Origin of the sequence: Blautia sp. HCP3S3_H10_2, assembly GCF_052122375.1 — a bacterium.
Taxonomy (GTDB): domain Bacteria; phylum Bacillota; class Clostridia; order Lachnospirales; family Lachnospiraceae; genus Blautia_A.
Genome location: NZ_JBQKCL010000001.1, coordinates 52,947 through 71,269, shown reverse-complemented (window position 1 = coordinate 71,269; position 18,323 = coordinate 52,947). Strand labels below are relative to the sequence as shown.

At 41.5% G+C, this 18,323-nt stretch carries 13 protein-coding genes; 1 reads left to right on the top strand and 12 read right to left on the bottom strand.

Annotation, left to right across the window (positions count from 1 at the left end):
* Nucleotides 1-2: 2 nt before the first annotated feature.
* The 7 genes from ACTQWB_RS00360 to ACTQWB_RS00330 all read right to left on the bottom strand — a co-directional run bounded on the left by ACTQWB_RS00360 (nucleotide 3) and on the right by ACTQWB_RS00330 (nucleotide 13,302).
* Nucleotides 3-1,586, bottom strand: a complete 1,584-nt coding sequence (locus tag ACTQWB_RS00360) for a DUF5722 domain-containing protein (RefSeq protein WP_441499832.1) — start codon at nucleotides 1,584-1,586, stop codon at nucleotides 3-5.
* Nucleotides 1,583-4,396 carry a family 78 glycoside hydrolase catalytic domain gene (locus ACTQWB_RS00355; protein WP_441499831.1) on the bottom strand — a complete coding sequence of 938 codons (2,814 nt, stop codon included), beginning with the start codon at nucleotides 4,394-4,396 and terminating at the stop codon, nucleotides 1,583-1,585. Before ACTQWB_RS00355 ends, ACTQWB_RS00360 begins: the two co-directional genes overlap by 4 nt.
* 22 nt (nucleotides 4,397-4,418) lie before the next feature.
* Entirely contained in the window at nucleotides 4,419-5,258 is an 840-nt protein-coding gene (locus ACTQWB_RS00350) for a carbohydrate ABC transporter permease (protein ID WP_173771685.1), read from the bottom strand.
* A gap of 4 nt (nucleotides 5,259-5,262) precedes the next feature.
* The gene (locus ACTQWB_RS00345; RefSeq protein ID WP_441499830.1) at nucleotides 5,263-7,248 is read right to left on the bottom strand and encodes an ABC transporter permease subunit; all 1,986 of its coding nucleotides are present in this window, start codon (nucleotides 7,246-7,248) and stop codon (nucleotides 5,263-5,265) included.
* 125 nt (nucleotides 7,249-7,373) lie between these two features.
* Nucleotides 7,374-9,047: an ABC transporter substrate-binding protein gene (locus ACTQWB_RS00340; protein WP_441499829.1), complete on the bottom strand. Its 1,674-nt coding sequence runs from the start codon at nucleotides 9,045-9,047 to the stop codon at nucleotides 7,374-7,376.
* Nucleotides 9,048-9,106: 59 nt separating this feature from the next.
* Nucleotides 9,107-12,208: a glycosyl hydrolase gene (locus ACTQWB_RS00335; protein WP_441499828.1), complete on the bottom strand. Its 3,102-nt coding sequence runs from the start codon at nucleotides 12,206-12,208 to the stop codon at nucleotides 9,107-9,109.
* 122 nt (nucleotides 12,209-12,330) lie between these two features.
* Nucleotides 12,331-13,302, bottom strand: coding sequence for a LacI family DNA-binding transcriptional regulator (locus ACTQWB_RS00330; protein WP_441499827.1), 972 nt, complete (start codon nucleotides 13,300-13,302; stop codon nucleotides 12,331-12,333).
* Nucleotides 13,303-13,701: 399 nt separating this feature from the next.
* Here ACTQWB_RS00330 and ACTQWB_RS00325 point away from each other — a divergent pair, with 399 nt between their 5' ends.
* Nucleotides 13,702-13,980, top strand: coding sequence for a type II toxin-antitoxin system HicB family antitoxin (locus tag ACTQWB_RS00325; protein ID WP_342980940.1), 279 nt, complete (start codon nucleotides 13,702-13,704; stop codon nucleotides 13,978-13,980).
* Between the two features lie 201 nt (nucleotides 13,981-14,181).
* On the opposite strand, the gene ACTQWB_RS00320 is transcribed toward ACTQWB_RS00325, so the two are convergent.
* The 5 genes from ACTQWB_RS00320 to ACTQWB_RS00300 form a co-directional block, all read right to left on the bottom strand.
* Nucleotides 14,182-15,426 (bottom strand): AGE family epimerase/isomerase, encoded by a 1,245-nt coding sequence (locus ACTQWB_RS00320; RefSeq protein ID WP_441499826.1) that lies wholly within the window; start codon nucleotides 15,424-15,426, stop codon nucleotides 14,182-14,184.
* 206 nt (nucleotides 15,427-15,632) lie between these two features.
* Nucleotides 15,633-16,238, bottom strand: coding sequence for a protein adenylyltransferase Fic (fic, locus tag ACTQWB_RS00315; protein WP_441499825.1), 606 nt, complete (start codon nucleotides 16,236-16,238; stop codon nucleotides 15,633-15,635).
* Between the two features lie 301 nt (nucleotides 16,239-16,539).
* Nucleotides 16,540-16,962, bottom strand: a complete 423-nt coding sequence (locus ACTQWB_RS00310) for a flavodoxin (protein WP_441499824.1) — start codon at nucleotides 16,960-16,962, stop codon at nucleotides 16,540-16,542.
* A gap of 101 nt (nucleotides 16,963-17,063) precedes the next feature.
* Nucleotides 17,064-17,615 (bottom strand): DUF3793 family protein, encoded by a 552-nt coding sequence (locus tag ACTQWB_RS00305; protein WP_441499823.1) that lies wholly within the window; start codon nucleotides 17,613-17,615, stop codon nucleotides 17,064-17,066.
* A gap of 4 nt (nucleotides 17,616-17,619) precedes the next feature.
* Nucleotides 17,620-17,907: a DUF2325 domain-containing protein gene (locus ACTQWB_RS00300; protein WP_441499822.1), complete on the bottom strand. Its 288-nt coding sequence runs from the start codon at nucleotides 17,905-17,907 to the stop codon at nucleotides 17,620-17,622.
* Nucleotides 17,908-18,323: the final 416 nt, after the last annotated feature.

The window sequence follows — 18,323 nt, the reverse complement described above, 5'->3', positions numbered from 1 at the left end:
TTCTACTCCTCTGTAAAAAATTCCATATTGACTGCTTTTGGATTCTCAGCTGCAGTAATCACTGGATGTAAAACAGAATCAAATAAAGCTGCACCTATATAATTTCTTGCCTCTTCTATCCGCTTTGCTTCCTGATCTGTCCCCATATCCTTCATACAGTAATAGATTGGTCTTGGCTCACCTGGATTTCCATCTTCATCCGCTTTTCTTATCCCCAGATGAAGGCCGAATTCGTACTTATTATCCACATAAGCGTGGTTCATCATCATATCAATGGTGGGCAATGCCTTCACTTTTTCATACGCCAGCACATATGCCGCAGCTCCCTGATTTTCTGTGATTCCGTCATCCTTTGAATTAAATCCCTGTTCCGAAAGGATAATCCTTCTTTCCTGTCCTCTGTACAGGAATCGTTCCTGTGCCAGATAGGCTGGCAGCATTTCTATATTTTTATATGTAATTCTTGGAGTAGAAAAATAAAAGGAAACTGTCCTGTCATTATAAAAGTCTGGATGATTTAAATCTTCCGGATATGGGTGATATGCCACACTCCAGTCAAAATTTCCATCTTTCTTTCCATTCTGATTGAGAAGCTCCAGAATCTGTCTCCCACGATAGTATCTTTTGGGCTGTGGATCAAAATACGAAGCCTGATCATAGGAAATATTAAACAGATGATCCAATGATACATAAACTCTCAAATGGTCATAATATTTTCTTCCGGCCAGGTAGGTGAGGCGAAGGGTCTGGGTATATTCTTCCATATACTCCTCTACTGTCTTTTCCCCTGCATTTCCCCATATGTACTGGGAATCAATTTCATTTGAAACGATCATTCCCTTCAGGGAACGACGCTTCTCCTCTCCTGCTCCATAACGGGATGCAAGAAACTCCACAAAAGCCTGATAACAACCCTGTCCAGCTTTGGTTTTCATGGAAAAAGCGCTGATAAACGCATTCTTTTCCTCCCAGTCAAAATCCGGATGGATACAAGCATCAAGCAGTTCTTTTTCCCCGGTTGAATCAAAAAGTCTTGGAGAGTTTAAAAGAATTGCCGTCACTGCAATCTTTCTTCCTGCTGCCTGTTCCATAAAACGGTCAATCTCATCAATTTTTTCCTTTAGAAAAAAATAACTTTCGCCATTTACCTGAAATTCAAGGTCTTCTTTCTTAGGAGAAAAAGTCATGATCGCAGGAAGATTGATATTTAATAACGTCTGCTCAATCTGCAGTTTTTCGTAATCCTCCCCGCATTCAGATAATGTTTTCTTGGTCCTGAATTTAGGATACGATGCCGAGAAAACAGACGCACCCACAAGATCTGTTACAAATCCAGGTCCCTCCAGCGGTTTCATATTTCCGGATTCTTGCGATCCCAGCACTGTAAACCGGGCAGTCAGAAGATCCTCCTTATCAAAATATCTTTCTACAAATAACTGTTCCTTTCCTTTCACATGGAAAGTTCCAATTCTTTTAACCCCAAAAGGTCTTTGTACTTCCACAGTATAGATGGCGTCAGCCTCAGCTTCTCCATCCAGTAAGAAGCAGATTCTGTTTTTCTCTCCAATGATTTCTCTTATTTTCATACGCCCACCTTGATCACATAACTTCCTGCCTGCAGTCTGATTTTTCCATCTTCACCCAGCAGCTTCTCTGCTTCCGGAATTTCTTTTTCCTCATCTGCCAAAATCTGAATATTTCCAGCTGCCTGTTTTCTTATTTTTCCTTCCAGAATAAATTCACCTTCTGTGTCAAATGGAACCGTCACACGGAACAGCCAGCCTTCCTTTGTCTTTTCCCATCCACTTTTAATCAATCCATAAGCAGACTGATATTCTGCTTTCGCATATTCAAACCGCTGGTCTGGATATGGATGAATGGTAAATTTCCGGAAACCAGTTTTGTGTTCATCCGGATTGATTCCGCACATATAGCGATACATCCATTCTACTATAGAACCGTAAGAATAATGATTCAGACTGTTCATTCCGGTATCACTGATACTGCCATCGGGAAGCACAGAATTCCAACGCTCCCAAATAGTGGTAGCCCCCATATTTACCTCATAAAGCCAGCTTGGGAAATCCTCGTTAAGAAGTAATGTATAAGCATACTCGACCAATCCATTCTCCGTCAATACCGGGCAGAGGTATGGTGTTCCTACAAATCCCGTTGTAAGATGAATCTTTTCCTCTTCCAGTTTGGTTTTCAGAGCCTGAATCAGACGCTCTTTTGCCCCTTCCGGCACAATTCCGAACTGCAGTGCCAAAACCATAGCCGTCTGGGTATCCACTGCAATACGGCCGGTAGAAGTAAAGTATTCCTTACGGATAGCCTCTCTTACTTCCTCTGCAAGTTTTGTATAAAATAGTGCATCTTCCCCTTTTCCAAGTGTAGCAGCTGCCTTTGCTGTCAGCTCTGCGGAGTAGAGATAATAGCAGCTGGCCACATAATAGGGATCTGTTCCTCCCAGACAGCTGTCTTTGTGGAAATTATCAAGGGCAAGCCAGTCTGCAAAATGGAAACCATAATTCCACAGACGCTTTCCTCCACATTTTTCTTCGTCGATTTTGTGGATATAATCTATCCACATCTTCATATTTCCATACTCTTTTGCAAGAAGACTTTTATCCCCAAAGAAGACGTAAGAAGTCCATGGAATAACAGTTGCCGCATCCCCCCATGCACAAGAGCCGGCAGCTTTTTCCGGTTCTTTTTTCTCCTGTTCAGAAGTCACTTTCTCTTCCCCTTGGGAAATCAGTTCTTCCCCACAATCGTTTTCCTCTTCCTTTTCTGCATGGGCAACGCCGCTTCCATTATCTTCCTGACTTGTCTTTATTCCCAGCTGTTTTGCTCTTTGGGGATCTTCCAGAACATCATTGATCTGATCCAGGATATCCGGTACGACATGTGGTACAGATCCACCAAGCTTCTTCTGTTCATCCTCCATATCATGCAAAAATTTTGCATAAAATGCTGGTGTATACATATTAAAACTTGCAGTTGCGCAAAATACCTGTGCATCTCCAGTCCAGCCCATACGCTCATCTCTCTGTGGGCAGTCTGTAGGCGTATCCACAAAGTTGCCCTTCTGTCCCCAAAGCGCATTAAGAAACAGTCTGTTTACTTTTGAATTGGAGGTTTCGATATGTCCCGTTTCTTCCATATGGGAATACAGGGCATAGGCAGTGAAATCTGCCTCTTCCATATTTTCAATTCCCTCTACCTTCATATAACGGAATCCATAAAAAGTAAAATGAGGTCTTACCACTCTTGTTTCCCCATCTGAAATATATGTAAATTCTTCCTTGGCAGTACGAAGATTCTCGTTATAAAAATTTTCTTCCTGTAAAATCTCTCCAAACTGAAGATGAACTTTTGCCCCTTTCGGTTCTTTACACACAAAGGTGAAAATCCCTGTAAGGTTCTGTCCAAAATCCAGGACTGTTTCCCCAGCAGGAGTGTGGATTACTTCCACAGGCTTCAATGCTTCATGTGCGATCAGCGGAAGACTGTATCGGGGTGTCAGCTTTTCACTCCATTTCTGGATTTCCTCTTTTGCAGGCACTGCCTGCACCCACTTATCCTCTTTTGGAACCAGATTGGCATCATATACTTCCCCGTCATAAATACTGCTTTCCAAAACAGGAGATTTCTGACACCGGAAGCTTTCATCTGAAGAAATCGTGATCTTATCTCCATTTTGTAAAACAATTTCCAATTCACAAATTACTGCCTGGGTGTCTCCATATAGGCGGTCCATCTTATCAATAAATCCAAATCTGCCCTTGTACCAGCCATTACCCAACATAATTTCCAGCTCATTGCTGCCAGATTTCAGCATCTGAGTAATATCAAAAGTCTGAAACTGGATCCAGTTGTTATAATCGTTATAAAATGGCGTGAGATACTCTTCTCCCACTTTTTCTCCGTTTAAATAAGCTTCATAAAGGCCCATACCGGAAATATACAGTCTTGCCTTTTCTATCTCTTCTGTTTTCGCTGGAATTTCCCATATTTTCTGATAAATTCCATGAGCTTCCTTCTCAAAAGGAGCTGTAATCCATTTTCCTTGAATTTTATTTGCCGCTGTTTCAAAAAACGCACTGTCGCTGATTGCAAAGTCACCTGCATCATCCCAGACTTCAACCTGCCAATAATATCTGGTTCTTTCTTCTGGCACAAATTCTGGCAAATATGCAGCAGAATTCATATCTGTTCTTTTTTCACTGTCCCATACAATCCTGGCGAACTGGGAATCCAGTGCAATTTTTACTCTGGCAGCCTCTGTTTTTTTTCCGTTTGCTTCTTCCGTTATCCAGGACAGGGAAAGAGGTGAAATCTGGAATCCAACAGGATTTTCAAAATGGTTGGTTCTTAAATTTGTTATCTGCATAAGTATCCTCCTTGTTGAGAAATCAGCCTTTTACAGCACCAGCTGTCATACCTTCCATGTAAAGTCTGGAAGTAAATAAAAACAGGATAAATACAGGAACTGTAGCAATAACATAACCTGCAAACATTGGTCCGATCTGCCCTCCGCCAGCTGACTGTGAAGCGGCAAATACACGTACTGCAACTGTAATAACCTGTTTTGCATTTGACTCAATTACCATCATTGGCCAAATAAAATCATTGTAATAATCTACCATTTTCAATACTGCGATTGTGGAAAGAATAGGCTTTACAAGAGGAACCGTAATATAAAGCAGTGTCCGGATTTCCCCACAACCTTCCAGCTTCGCAGCTTCAAAAAGATCTGTCGGCAAAGCCTCCACAGAGTTTCTGCAAAGAACGATTCCCAGAATCTGGCCGCCGGAAATCCATGGCAGTATCAGCGCCCACCAGGTATTAAAAATACCGTATTGCTGTACCAATGCATAGTTTGGAGCCAGGTACAAAATACCAGGAATCATCATTAATGCCATCAGAAGGACATAAAGCAGATTCTTACCTGGAAAATTCATTCTTGCGAAAACATAGCCGCCCATTACAGACAAAATCAGAGTCAGAACCACTGCAATTGCAACGACTGCAACGGTGTTAAACATATTTCTTCCCAAAAGCCCTACTGCGGATGAATAATTTGCCCAGTTCAGACTCTTTGGCAAAGCAAAAAAGTTACTGTAAACTTCCGCATTTGTCTTAAAAGACAACATAATCATAAGTGCAATCGGTACAAATGAAATCAGGAGAAGCAAAACTATGATCACTGTCACGATGCTTTGAAAGCGAAATTCTGCACGTTTCTTACTCATGTTTTCAGACCTCCTTTTCTCTTGTAAGACGCATATTAATCAGCGTAATTGCCATTGTAAATGCAAACAGAACCACACCCAGTGCGCAGGCATATCCATAACGGCCAAACTGTGCTACGTTCAGATAAAGCTCCAGAGCTGGTACATAAGTGGAAGTACCAGGGCCGCCGCCAGTCATAATATAAATATTATTGAAATCCTGCATAACACCAATCAATGTCAAGGTAATCATAATGCTTAACTGTGGCTTTATCATTGGAAGCTGTATTTTCCAGAAAATCTGATGGCGGTTTGCTCCATCCACCCGTGCTGATTCTTCAATTTCTTTTCCAATATTGATAAATCCGCCATAATATACCAGAAACGCCATTGCAGAGATAAATGGAAATCCCATAAAGATAATCGCCCAGATAGCTGTTTTTGCGTTTCCAAGCCAAACCTGCTGCAGGCCGGACATTCCCAGCACGCCGAGAACTTCGTTTAAAAGTCCGATATTTGGGTCATAAATCTTCTGCCAGGTCATTGCCATAACTACACCTGGTACCACTACAGGAAGTACAAACAGGAAACGATACATGTATTTTCTTTTATTTCCATTTACCGCATAGACCAGCCATGCTGCAATAAGGGGCATCGTCAGCACCTTCAGCACTCCGGTTACAATGAGAAGGACCAGATTCTTCATGCCAATAAGGAAATATCCTTCTGAAAACATTCTGCGGAAGTTGTCTAGTCCTACAAATTCCATTTTTGCAACTGTGTTGTTAGTGGTAGACCAGTTCGTAAACGCTCTCACAAAAGCGGTGAGAATTCCTCTGTAATTAAAGAACCATACCAGAAGAAAAGTGGGGAGCAGAAGAATATAGGCAATCTTATGCTTCCATATAGATTTTCCAAGTTTACATATCTTTTTCCTGGTTCCCGGAATTGCCATAAGAAGCAAAAAGATACCAAGCACAGTTACAATAACACCCGTATACAGAAAAATGTTTGCCAATGTAACATAAGACTCCATATTTGCCAGGTTTACCACATGAACAGTCTGCACAGACTCACTAGCACCAGCCATATAAATGTTTTCTCCATCCTGCGCAAAAGCATTGATGGTTGCATCTGTATTTTCTACATAAATCTGCTTATCACTGCCATCTAAGATATACAGATATCCCTCCTGGGTTCCAACTGCAATATATTCCTGATCAGAATCAGTGCCAACACTAGTCACAACCGCCTGGGCCGTGTTGGTGATCTCACCTTGTCTGATTATATTTAAATCATCGTCAAAACCAAAATAGCCGCCGTTTTTGCAGACTGCCATATGATTTTCCCCATAAGGGATCATCTGAAGGACAGTATAATTGGTCGCATATTTAGACAATTCCTGACCGTTCAGATCCATCTTGATAATTTCACCACGGTTGTTGCCGATGATAATGTTTTCATTGTCATTTGTAAATTCAATTCCATTGATCTTAATTTTTGATTTCTGGTTTAATAATTCATTTCCCTCTTTATCATAAAGAAGAACATTGGCTTTCGAAGAACCAGTACTGGTTGCTACTGCAATTTTTCCATCTTTTGACACATCCATAGCTACGATTCTGCGCTGTGTGTTGATGTCATTTACAGCTGAGCCATCGGAAATATTATAAATATAGACATGATTATCTTCACTTGATGCATACACGATATTCTGTTCTGCATTGATCACAAATGCACTGTATGCTCCATTTGCAGTCTGTCTCCAGATTTCCGTTCCATCCTTAAAAGCTACAGCCTCATTGTTGTGCGTCCCTACTATAAGGATCTCATTTGCACTGTCATATGCGATGCAGGTGTTCTGCGCTCCTGTAACAATATTACTGCTCTCAATTCCCTGTGTTTTTCCGCTACAATATCTCTGTCCCACCAGCAGACCAATTCCTGCAATCAGACATACCACTGCCAGCACCAGCAGAATTATATTGTTTCTGGAAGTCTTATTTTTCATAATCTGCTCCTTTCCTGCATCTTTTAACGGCAGCAGGGTGCCTGCCTTTACAGATACTTCTGCCGCCGCTGCAAACTTACTTCAAAACTACTGTCAGTTTCCTAAGATGTCAGTTTTCTTTTTCATCAGTTACCTGTAGGCTCATTCTGTGGATTGGCAAGGTCGCTTTCACCTACACCTTTTTCAGCCATTGCATCTGTCAGATGGCTCATAATATTTTCCTGATGTTTTTCTGCCCATGTATCTACATCAATTTCACCAGTAAGGAAATCATAGCTGTATTCATAGAAATTACGGAAGTTGTCAGCCGACTCACCGATACCTCTTGCAAGCTGGTTATTGAAGTCTTTCTGCACATTACCGATCAGTTCAAGAGAATCAAATGCATTCTGAATCTCGTCTGGATAGGAAACATCATATACAAGGCTCATACCTGCTGGAACCATACCATCTTCCAGACCTGCATCAATATAAACGCTCTGTCCTTCGCTGGATGAGTAATACATCAGGAAATCAACTACTTTATCATCATGTGCCTGATCTTTGGAAATGCAGCCAACGAATCCGTTAGATACTTCGATGGTTCTTGCCTTTGCCTCAAACGCATCACCTTCCATAGATGGCATATTGAATGTTCCAAGTGTAAATTTCTGTACGTTTTCGATTGCATTTCCTTCGGAATCCTCTACTTCTTCACCGGAATCCAGGGCTTTCATATCATTGTTATACTCAACGATACCAGATGCAAGGTTTATCATCATCGCTGCTTTTCCCTGATAAAACAGAGTTTTCGCACCATTAGCGTTTGTTCCGAAGAAGGAATCTCCACCTGCATATTCAGGGAATACTTTTGCGAAGTTGGTCCATACTGCCTTCATACCATCTGTATCGCCTCTTCTTGTTCCATCTTTAACTGCAGCGAAGGCTCTTACCGGGTTCTGGGTTACATGGTCTGCATCATCATTGTTTGGATCTGTTGGATCATAGCTCCACTCACCATCAATATCCGGATCATAGCAGAAATCACCTTCCTGCGCTCTTGTTATCTCAACCTCACTTCGGTTTGTCTGATCTTCATAAATCTGAGCCAGCCAGCCCATTGTCTGTGCATAGAAGCTGTTGTAATCACCATCTATAGCAATTGGCTGATAGCCTGCTTCCTGAATTTTTCCGCAAACATCGATCAGTTCATCCCATGTTGTAGGAGCTTCTACTCCAACCTCTTTAAAAATATCTGCATTGTACAGCCAGATAACCTGTACGGTATCAAGACTAAGAGCATCAAAGCTGTTATCAGCCATGTTGATGGTCTGCTTGGAAACATCAAACTGCTCGCCCCAGGTTCCATCAGAATATGGACTGTCATTGTCAATATATTCCATGTAGTTAATGGATTTTCCCTTCTTTGCATCACCCGCAAGGTTGATGTTTACGATATCCGCTGTAGGTTCCTCGGAAGTAAATGCGGTCTGTACCCACTGGTCGTAATTCTCAGAAGCCTTCAGGTCAACAACCACTTTGATATCAGGATGTTTTTCCATATAAGCGTTTGCAAGTGCTGTCCACGCTGCTTCCTTTCCAGGATCGTTGGTTGTACAGATTGTAATGGTATTTTCATCTGTCCCAGTTGCAACGTCCACATCTGCTCCTTCTGACTCTTCCTCAGCGTCAGCATTTTCCTCAGTTTCTGTGATTTCCTCTGCCTGAGCGTCAGCTTCCTCCGCCTGAACTGCTACTGTTCCGACCATTGTAGTTGCAGTGAGTGCTGCCATAAAGATTGCGAGTACTTTTTTCTTCATATTTGTTGCCTCCTTTTCTTTTTTGCTACCCCGTTTTGGATAATATTGTTATATTTCTATCACTTTTCCCTTTGAAAAGTAATATTCAGTGGTAAGCCCTGCGGATAAAGCTGCATCTCATCTTTCCACAGCTCTTTTTCCGTCAGGAAAGTTTCTGGTCCGTAATTTCCTTTATAAGTCAATGGCAAATGAAGTGGACCAAAGGTGTTTCTTCTGTTAAATATCATTTCTATACTGGAAAGACCGCTGATTTTTGCCTGATAAGGAACAAATGCCACAATCTCATCTGTATCACCATGAAGAACTGCAGCAGCCGCAGGCATTTCATCCATTCTTACTTGCACGGTATCTTCTATCTTCTCCTGTAATTCATAACTAATTGCCCCGGAATAGAATGGCATTCCCTGTGTTCTGATATCCCCTGCTTTCAGTTTTTCAGGAAGTTCTGTAAGATGAACGGTTTCCTGCCTGCCTTCTTTTACAAGGCTGACTCCAAAGGTTCCTAACAGATAAATTGCTTCCAAGCCGCTGTCTCTTCCATATTCATATTCCACGGTAATCGAATTTCTGCCTTTCTGCACTGTCCCGGAAGGTACCGGAAATTTATGAAACGCAGTATCCAGCCAGAAATCATCTGCTGCCTCCAGAGGATGTCCATTTATCTGAAGAAGAGATTCTTTTTCCCCTGTCTCTGCTGCAATTTCCAGAGTATCCGGAATCCCATCGACGAAGAAAGAATAAACCACTTTTACCTTATGACGGTCTTTTAACTGCCCGCTGTGGTATTTTTTAACATACCATGGCTGCATCATCTCGCCGCCTCTCCATGGATATCCCATCTGTTCACGCAGTTTCCGATCTGCTTTTAAGACTTCTTCCTGCATAAGCAGCTGTTCCCCCTCCAGATAAAAATCTGCTCTGTCAAGGACTGCAATGTTTGGTTCCGATAATTTATAGTGGAACATTTTCTGAATTAATTGTTCCTCTTTTCCAACGGTTTTTCGAGTAACCTCTTCTGTAAAAAAAGAAGGTTTCTCTTCTATATCTAAAACATAAATTCTTTCTTCTCCAGGCTCCAGATCAAAACAGATCTTCTGTCCGTCCATGCCGGCAGAATTAGGATTTTTTTGTGCGATCACAGGAGAAATCGTCCCGTTTCTCACATTCAGCTGTTCCAGCTTTCCAGCCCCCACTGTAAGCTCTATATTTTCCCCGTTCTCTTCTCTATCCATGTTCAAAAGAAGGAACGTGATCTGATTTTCTTTCTGGTAACTCTGAAGGAAAATATTTTTTCCATGATTTTCCAGAGTGTAAAGAGGGTCTTCCGGCCTACATGCTTCTTTTATCTTCTCTTCTTCAAAAGGAACCTTAGTTGCCTTTTGGGTAATCCGTTCCATTCGCTCATCCGGCTGTGTCTGGATTCGTTCTGGTACCTTTCCTGCAATGACCAACTTTCCTCCCTGCTCCTGAAAATCATTTAAAAGCTTCCAGGTGCTTTCTTTTATGGTTTCAACGCCTGAGAGAAGAATTTTTTCGTAAGTGCAGCTGCCAACCTGAAGCTTTCCAGCCTTTGCACTTCCATGCTCAGACAGGATTCTCTCGTCTCCATAATCAAAATCAATTCCTGCACTCATCAGAATCCGGAAAGTTTCCTGATACTGATTTTCAATAGATTGGATTTCCTCATCCTCTGCCATCAGCCACTGGAAACTTCCACTGTAAGCTCTCGCCCATACAGAACCAATGGGATTTAGTACCAGCAGTCTGCAGTCAGCAGGTTTCCCTTCTGTGCACATATGGATTCTTGCAAAATAATCTTCGATATATTTATATTGTTTATACCAGGCAGACTGATAAAAAATACTAGCCGGATAATCCCGCTTATTTTCCCCTTCCATAGTGTACCAGGAAAGGTGCGGACAGAACAGATTGATTCCCATCATTGCCTGCCAGTCCCCGATTTCCTTATAATTCTGGAACTTCATCTGCCAGCCGGTACATCCGAACAACTCAGTAAGCATTTTCTTTTTGTCCAGCTGATGAGCCACAGAGCTTAACTGTTTCCCAATCCACCAACAATCATTTTGCTCGCCCAGCAAATCAATTCCTGGAATATCCATATATTCATATCCAGTCATTAGGGAACCCAACATACAGGTTTGAGAGGAAAGAGAATCTTCATGAAGCAGATGCCCCGTAAATTCCCATCCATATTCATGACAGCGATCCGCATACATTTTCATGTAATTTTTCAGAAATAATTCCTGGGCCAATTCCACATAATCAAACGCAGCTCTGGAAAAGGACTGTCCTTGTTTCCGTAAAAAAACATCTGGAAGCTCCGGTTTCAGATCGTACCCGTATTTCTCTTGAAATGCCTCAAACAATTCATCTGTATAAGGAATAGATTTTTTGTTTCCTTCGGAAAAGTCACAAAGAAATGCACCTCTATGTGGCTCATCTGTAAAAATTCCCTTCATACAGGAAAGGCTCGCCTTGGAAAGTTCTTTCTCATATCGGTCATGTGTTTCCTCTAGATAATCCATCATGGCACTTTCTTTCATAGTATCCAGATAAGTGTAACCATTATAATTATCACTGAAATCAGAATCTTCTATGGTAATTGCAAGAACTTTTTTACCACGTTCTATTCTAACCTCTTTTTCCAGTTCCTCCTGGTCCAATTGCTCTGGATTCAATTGATTCAGGTTCCGGTATTCATGTCCTTCCAGAAAGCAACTATATATCCCTGCCAGTTTTCCCCTGTTTTCAGCCACGAAATCCTGGAAAGGCCCCGGGTCCAGTACAGTAAGCTGCAGACGCTTGCTTCTGTTTTCCTTTTTTGCAGTCACCCGACCGCCTGCCGTTCCAGATGGCCACCGATCTTCGTCGTAAAGCCATAACTCCAGACCTTTTTCTTTCCCATATTTCAGGCATTTATCGATAAGCTCCATCCATTTCTTTCCCATATACTCTGTCTCCAGACCAACTCTGGAATGAATAAAAGCTCCGCCGAATCCCATTTCTTTCAAAATATCAAGCTGTCTGTAAAGTTCCTTTTCCTCCAGCCTTCCATTCCAGGCCCAGAAAGGTATGCTTCTGTATTTCATTCCGGGATTTTTAAATTCTTCTATATTATTCACAACTCTCTTCTTTTCCACTTTTTCCCTCTGTTATGCTGATTTTCCTTTGGTTACCCGTGTAACTTTTTGTCGAATAAAAAATATTGCTTTCTATTTCGCAATACTTTTCACTGTAGCTGCCTTGTCAAAAGGCAGCTCTGTTATTTTTTACATTTCCCTACACTTTCTCTTTCCACATAAGAAGAAACAATCACTTTGTGCGGTTCCGGTTTGTTCTCAATTCTCGCAATCAGCGTTTTCATCATATACTTACCCATTTCAAAGGATGAAGTATCTAACGTCGAAAGAGATGGTACAAAGTAACTTCCAATTTTTACATTATCACAGCCTATTACAGAAACATCTTCCGGTACCCTGATTCCTCTTTTATTCAGCTCTTTTATCGCACCGAATGCCATCAGATCATTCAGCGCAAATACTGCTGTAAAAGGAACCTTTCTCTTCAGAAGCTTACGCATTGCCTGTACGCCAGCCTCTTCATCTGTCTCCTCACAGGAATTACCATCTACCATCAGTTTCTCATTATAGGGAAGATTATAATATTTCAACGCTTCCACTAAATCCCGATAACGGTCATGGGATTCCATGTTCAGATGAAGACCACTGAGATAAGCGATATCCCGGTGTCCATATTCTTTCAAAGCCTTTACGGCACCAAATATCCCCTCTTTATAGCTTAATACAAGATTTCCATAAGGTGTTGCATAGGGAAGACTTCCCTCCAACAGTTTCGCCGTTTCCCCGGACTGTACAGTAGCCAGAATCACTCCATCCACTCCTCTGGAAGCCAGCTTCAATCCACCTTCTGGATTAGAATAATCAATCATGATCGTAGATACGATATAATCCTTCTTACTTGCCACCGCCTGTGCTCCAGCCAGCAATTCTGTATAATAAGGATTCTTCAGATTATTCACCAGCATCGCAACGTGCTGTGTCTTACGGGTAACCAGGCTCCGGGCCACCAGATTAGGAGTATAGTGAAGTTCCCGAATGGCTTCTTCCACCCTCGCCTGCACTTCAGGGGTAACGTGTTTGGTATGATTCACAACATAGGAAACAGTCGCTACTGATACTCCGGCATATTCTGCCACATCCTTCCTCGTCGCCACCTGCATCCCCCCTATCCTGTTCTTTTCGTTGGTTACTCGTGTAACTTAATTAGACTATACAATACTTTCTTCCTTTTGTAAAGTGTATATTGCACTTTTTCTGTTTTTTATAATTTTGCAAAACAACTTTTGTATATTTTTCACAATTTTTATATTCTCTGTTTCCATATATCTTAGCACGAATAAACTAGGTCATTATATTTCTTTGAGAAAAAAAGTAAGAAATGTTTGCACGAATGGCTTTTTTTCTTTCCTAAACGGGTATGGTTTGCTCTTCTATGCACTTGTATTTCCCCATCTGAACGCTTATAATGCAATAGAGAACCCTATTCATTCTCTGAAACTGCTAGGAAATTCAGCAGTTACAATTATCAAAAAAATTATTCCGGGAGGTTTATCATGAAATTTGTATATCCTGCTGTCTTCAAAAAAACAGAAGACGGACGCTATAAAGGAACTTTTCCTGACTTGGAAGGCTGCTTCGGGGAAGGGGATACCCTGGATGAAGCTATCGAAAATGCAAACGCAGCCGCATTTGACTGGATCTCTGTAGAGCTATCCGAAGAAGTACCAGAGCTGCCCCCGATCACCGATCCAGATGATATGGATTTGGAGGACGGAGATGTGGTAAGAAATATCCAGGTAACCATACGATTATATGATGGGTGGGATGAATGAAGTTTACCGTGAATACCTGAATTCCCCTTATATGTTCAGGATTCACCGGCTTACCCGATAAGTCCAAATGAGGCGCGTGAAAAATGATTTCTCGTTTTTCACGCGCCCCTTAATATTTGCAATTCCCAAAAATTACTTCATTTCTTTATATTCAATTATTTTATTTGCTCTGCAATACAACCTGCATACTTTTGAATTTTATCAATCCGCCTGTTTCTTCACCGCCACTGCAACAGACAGGCTTGGATCACAATACGGAATCAAAGTTGCCTGCAATGCATGATAAATATCTGACTTGCCCGGCCATACGGTTTCCAGAAGATTGTTCTCTCTATCCAACTGGTGGAACCAGGAGCCATTCACATGATCCAGAACCTTTTCATCCAAATATTTCATAAATTCTGCATAGTCTGCGGCGTATTTCTCATTTCCGGTTACATTGCAAAGAACTGCGGAAGTATTAAGTGCTTCTGCAAGTGTCCAATGCATTCTGTCATGTACTACCGGCTTTCCACTCCAGTCTGTAGTATAAACAATTCCAGGTGCCCCGTCTGCATTCCATCCGTCAGCAACAGCGCGGTTATACAGCTTCTGGGCAGCTTCAATATAAGGTACTGCGCCAACCTTATCTTCTTGATATGTAGAAAGTGCCCACTGTGTGATCAGTCTGGCCCACTCGATTCCATGCCCCGGAGTTGCACCATATGGCTTAAACTGGTCATCTGGGCGATCTTTGTTGCATTCCAGATCTGGTACCCAGTCGCTGGAAAAATGCTCTGGAATGCGCCAGCTGTTCGTCTTGGCCCATCCAATCACATGATCTATGATTCTTCCTGCACGTGCACGGTATTTTTCATCTCCTGTTACATCCGCTGCCGCAAGAAATGCTTCTACTGTATGCATATTGGCATTCACCCCACGGTAAGGATCCAACCTGGTAAACTCTGTATTCCAGGTGTCGCAGGAAAGTCCCTCTTCCTCATTCCAGAATCTCAGGTCATAAAGCTGCAAAGCGTCCTTCAGAAGCTCTTCTGCCCCTTCTCTTCCGGCAAGTATCGCAGAGGATGCAGCCAGAATAACAAATGCATGGGCGTAACACTGCTTGGTTGGTACGATCTCGCCATCATGCGTAAGGCCAGCATACCAGCCACCATTTTTATCATCATGAAGTTCTCCCCGGATGCCTTTAAGTGCTGCATCCACAAGTGCCTCGCTGCCCTCATGTCCCAGCATTGCACCGATGCTGTAAACATGTGTCATACGGCATGTGATCCATGTCTCGCGGTTCCTGTCCGTCCATGGAGTTCCGTCATCTCCCAGATAATAGGAGCTGCCTCCCGGTGATGGAAACCGGTGTCCGAATTTTAACAGATCTTCTCTTATTCTCTGCATAAATTCTTTGTTTTCAGCTGTTCCAAACTGGTATTTTTTTTCTATAACTGCCATTGTTGTTCTCCTTTACATATAAAGTCCAGAACATGCCTCAAAATCATTCTTACAAAATGTACATTACAATTTATCTAAAACCATTTTCAAGCATTTTCCAGTAATTGCAGTATCAAAGAATATACCTTTGTTTTTACCATCTTACTCCATTTCAAAACGATTGAAAAGGGGAAATAAATTCATCTTTTCAGGGGGATTTTACGTTTTTATAACTCCTCTGCCTTATAAATAACATATCCCTCATAATAATAACTGTGATCAATTCCCTTCATATACACGTCCCGGTTATCAATCTGATCTGTTAAAGCTTTTTTTAAAATGTATTTGATTTCAATATCTTTAATGGGACTCCGTTCCATTGCCAGCAGATAGTCCTCTTTATCCACAGCACTCCAGTCAATAACCTTGCCCAGTTCCCTTTTTAGGATTAAATCAAGCCATATTCTGGTGCTTCGTCCGTTTCCTTCTCTAAACGGATGTGCAATATTCATTTCCACGTATTTCTCAATAATCTCATCAAATGTGGACTGTGGCATTTTTTCAATATTCTCAAGTGCAGCCTGCAAATACATCACTGACGCAAACCTGAAATTTCCCTTTGCAAGATTTACAGTTCGCACCTTTCCCGCAAAATCATATATTTCATCAAAGAGATATTTATGAATCACAGCAAGCATCTTAAATGTCCCAGCTTCATAATGATCCAGGTATCCATTTTCAAATAATTCAACAGCTTTTTTCTTGCTGATTTTCTCTTCCATTCTTGCAAGCTCTGTGGACTCCGTAATATTTAGCTTGTTTTCTAAAGTCATATACTCACCTCGGTCATTTCTATTTTTAGCGGTATCATTTCTATTTTAGATAAATATTTTATGCCAGATTTCTTTTACGGTTGTTTCAAACAGTTGTATTTATTTTATCACAAGCCAAAAAGTTCAACAATGTTTCTTATGGAAATTCTTTCACATAAAACCAGTCTCGGAGTTTCTGTGATTTTTTTCACCAAAATTCCTGGAGCCGCAACCCGTAAGCGCAAAGTAACCTATATTAGAGTATTTTTCACTCTAATATAGGTTGTTTTTTGTTATTATTGTTATATTTTTAGTCAGAAACTTAGCAGATAGCTTTTCCAAGTTCAATGCATGCAGCCTGAGCATCGTCATCCGGCTCTTCGTTGCAGATTACACTGTCAGCTGCAAGTGCTACACCATCATTCTGGTATTTTTCTTCCCAGCTACGCATCCACTCGCCGTCGCCCCATCCATAGGAGCCAAAAAGAGCTACTTTCTTACCTGCAAGCTTCGGCTCACATGCTTCAAATACTGGCTGGAATACGGAATCCTCAAGTTCCTCGTCTCCCATTGCAGGGCATCCGAATGCAACGCCATCGAAACCATCAATCTGGTTTGCGTCAAAATCATCTGCGCTGATAACTTCAACCTCTGCTCCGGCAGCTTTCGCTCCCTCTGCCACTTTATTTGCCATTGCCTCTGTATTACCGGTTCCGCTCCAATATACAACTGCTACTTTACTCATGATGTTCTTCTACCTCTTTCTTTTTAATAATTTTTGCAACTATTCGGCACCAACCTCACAAACGTCGGTTCTGAGCAGTTACATTTTTCACTATATATATGTTAAGCAGCCACTGTCAGCTGCAGAACACTCCTGCCTTTTTCCCATAAGTTCCGGTACACCTCCCGGCACTTGTGGTACTTCTGAAACATTTTTAATGCTTCACATTCATTACAATATACCTTCCAGCAGCCAGAACATTTATAATTCTGTCCGCCATTCTGGATAAACCCAATCACATCTCCTAATGGATAGTCAAGAAAAATTCCAATTTCATGTGGAAATCCATCTGCGCCTTCAAACCGTTTTTGAAGAAGTTCAAGACACTGCTCTGGTTTCGTACTTTCATATCCACACTTTTTCAGGAACCTTTCGACACCTGGACGTTTCAGATTTTCTTCCAGCTTCTTTTCCCGGTAAACATAAACCAATGCCCGGTTACCAGATTTGCGAAGTGTAATCAGCTTGACTCCCTTTGGATTCATCAATTGATTCCAGATAGAAATCTGAAGGTCGATATTCTCTCCTTCCTCACAGCAGGCGTTAAAAAGATTGGCTGCTTTCAAGGAAGCAAGTGTGGGAGCACAATGCTCAATGAGACATTTTTCAAACATATCTTTATACCATCACAGCATGCTCATCCAGTGCACACTTTAATGCACTTGCACTGCTGGTGTGGATACGTGCCACTGGAATATTATTTTTCTTCGCTTCCTGGGAAGCACTGATGACCATTTTATGGGACACTGTATTGGTGAAAAGCACCATCAGATCCGGACATCCGATTTTCTTGCGGATGGCACCGTTTTCTTTCGGGAAAACCTTTGCCTTGTATCCATAGTCTTTACAGATATCAGTATACTGACACACCATTCTCTCATTGCTGCCGATAATTACAATACTCATATGAACTGTCCTTTCCGGGTTTGGGCCACTTATGGAAATAAAAAACGTTTGCTTCATCAATGTTTTATATTTCTTATATATGTTAGCGTATTCTAACCCTTTGTTAAAAAAATTAGAAGTTTTCACTTCTACTGTATGTTATGGTTTCTGACTGCTGTCCGTGGTCTGCTGTTTTGCCTTATGCTTCACGTCCTATACTTTGTGCTTTGTGATTTATGTTTTACGACTTGCACTTTGCACGTTACGTATTACTCTTTTTGCTTTATAGAACACCGATGCAGTCTTTTGTGTACTACAATTTGCCCTTTAGTTAGCTAGTGCTAACTTTTATGTTGTTAGTTTACCCTAATCCTTTAGTGGTGTCAAGTACCAAACTAAAAAAAGAGAGTTAATGAAAAACTGTCTCATTAACTCTC

Excerpts from the sequence above, each read along its gene's own strand:
- ACTQWB_RS00360 (WP_441499832.1), bottom strand. The coding sequence starts at position 1,586 with ATGAAAATAAGAGAAATCATTGGAGAGAAAAACAGAATCTGCTTCTTA.
- ACTQWB_RS00355 (WP_441499831.1), bottom strand. The coding sequence starts at position 4,396 with ATGCAGATAACAAATTTAAGAACCAACCATTTTGAAAATCCTGTTGGA.
- ACTQWB_RS00350 (WP_173771685.1), bottom strand. The coding sequence starts at position 5,258 with ATGAGTAAGAAACGTGCAGAATTTCGCTTTCAAAGCATCGTGACAGTG.
- ACTQWB_RS00345 (WP_441499830.1), bottom strand. The coding sequence starts at position 7,248 with ATGAAAAATAAGACTTCCAGAAACAATATAATTCTGCTGGTGCTGGCA.
- ACTQWB_RS00340 (WP_441499829.1), bottom strand. The coding sequence starts at position 9,047 with ATGAAGAAAAAAGTACTCGCAATCTTTATGGCAGCACTCACTGCAACT.
- ACTQWB_RS00325 (WP_342980940.1), top strand. The coding sequence starts at position 13,702 with ATGAAATTTGTATATCCTGCTGTCTTCAAAAAAACAGAAGACGGACGC.
- ACTQWB_RS00320 (WP_441499826.1), bottom strand. The coding sequence starts at position 15,426 with ATGGCAGTTATAGAAAAAAAATACCAGTTTGGAACAGCTGAAAACAAA.
- fic (WP_441499825.1), bottom strand. The coding sequence starts at position 16,238 with ATGACTTTAGAAAACAAGCTAAATATTACGGAGTCCACAGAGCTTGCA.
- ACTQWB_RS00310 (WP_441499824.1), bottom strand. The coding sequence starts at position 16,962 with ATGAGTAAAGTAGCAGTTGTATATTGGAGCGGAACCGGTAATACAGAG.
- ACTQWB_RS00305 (WP_441499823.1), bottom strand. The coding sequence starts at position 17,615 with ATGTTTGAAAAATGTCTCATTGAGCATTGTGCTCCCACACTTGCTTCC.
- ACTQWB_RS00300 (WP_441499822.1), bottom strand. The coding sequence starts at position 17,907 with ATGAGTATTGTAATTATCGGCAGCAATGAGAGAATGGTGTGTCAGTAT.